Below are 1,717 nucleotides of genomic sequence, written 5' to 3'. Positions count from 1 at the left end.
GTAGGTGTACGCGGTAGGAGAGCGTTCTAAGGGCGTTGAAGCTAGACCGGAAGGACTGGTGGAGCGCTTAGAAGTGAGAATGCCGGTATGAGTAGCGAAAGATGGGTGAGAATCCCATCCACCGAATGCCTAAGGTTTCCTGAGGAAGGCTCGTCCGCTCAGGGTTAGTCGGGACCTAAGCCGAGGCCGAAAGGCGTAGGCGATGGACAACAGGTTGATATTCCTGTACCACCTCGTTTTTGTTTGAGCGATGGGGGGACGCAGGAGGATAGGGTAAGCGCACTGCTGGATATGTGCGTCTAAGCAGTTAGGCTGGTAAACAGGCAAATCCGTTTACCATAAAGGCTGAGCTGTGATAGCGAGGGAAATAAAGTACCGAAGTTCCTGATTCCACACTGCCAAGAAAAGCCTCTAGTGAGAAAACAGGTGCCCGTACCGCAAACCGACACAGGTAGGCGAGGAGAGAATCCTAAGGTGAGCGAGAGAACTCTCGTTAAGGAACTCGGCAAAATGACCCCGTAACTTCGGGAGAAGGGGTGCTTTTTAGGGTGAATAGCCCTGAAGAGCCGCAGTGAATAGGCCCAGGCGACTGTTTAGCAAAAACACAGGTCTCTGCGAAGCCGCAAGGCGAAGTATAGGGGCTGACGCCTGCCCGGTGCTGGAAGGTTAAGAGGAGGGGTTAGCGTAAGCGAAGCTCTGAATTGAAGCCCCAGTAAACGGCGGCCGTAACTATAACGGTCCTAAGGTAGCGAAATTCCTTGTCGGGTAAGTTCCGACCCGCACGAAAGGCGTAACGATCTGGGCACTGTCTCAACGAGAGACTCGGTGAAATTATAGTACCTGTGAAGATGCAGGTTACCCGCGACAGGACGGAAAGACCCCGTGGAGCTTTACTGTAGCCTGATATTGAATTTTGGTACAGCTTGTACAGGATAGGTAGGAGCCTGAGAAGCCGGAGCGCTAGCTTCGGTGGAGGCGTCGGTGGGATACTACTCTGGCTGTATTGACATTCTAACCCGCACCTCTACATCGAGGTGGGAGACAGTGTCAGGTGGGCAGTTTGACTGGGGCGGTCGCCTCCTAAAGAGTAACGGAGGCGCCCAAAGGTTCCCTCAGAATGGTTGGAAATCATTCGTAGAGTGTAAAGGCACAAGGGAGCTTGACTGCGAGACCTACAAGTCGAGCAGGGACGAAAGTCGGGCTTAGTGATCCGGTGGTTCCGCATGGAAGGGCCATCGCTCAACGGATAAAAGCTACCCCGGGGATAACAGGCTTATCTCCCCCAAGAGTCCACATCGACGGGGAGGTTTGGCACCTCGATGTCGGCTCATCGCATCCTGGGGCTGTAGTCGGTCCCAAGGGTTGGGCTGTTCGCCCATTAAAGCGGTACGCGAGCTGGGTTCAGAACGTCGTGAGACAGTTCGGTCCCTATCCGTCGTGGGCGTAGGAAATTTGAGAGGAGCTGTCCTTAGTACGAGAGGACCGGGATGGACGCACCGCTGGTGTACCAGTTGTTCTGCCAAGAGCATCGCTGGGTAGCTATGTGCGGAAGGGATAAGTGCTGAAAGCATCTAAGCATGAAGCCCCCCTCAAGATGAGATTTCCCATAGCGTAAGCTAGTAAGAACCCTGAAAGATGATCAGGTTGATAGGTCAGAGGTGGAAGCGTGGTGACACGTGGAGCTGACTGATACTAATCGTTCGAGGACTTAACCAAA

At 53.6% G+C, this 1,717-nt stretch carries 1 other annotated feature.

The features are described from left to right. Positions 1-1,717 (top strand) — a sequence feature (23S ribosomal RNA rRNA prediction is too short).

The sequence above is a fragment of the Robertmurraya massiliosenegalensis JC6 genome (assembly GCF_000311725.1).
GTDB lineage: Bacteria > Bacillota > Bacilli > Bacillales > Cytobacillaceae > Robertmurraya > Robertmurraya massiliosenegalensis.
This window is presented reverse-complemented; position numbering and strand designations above follow the sequence as displayed.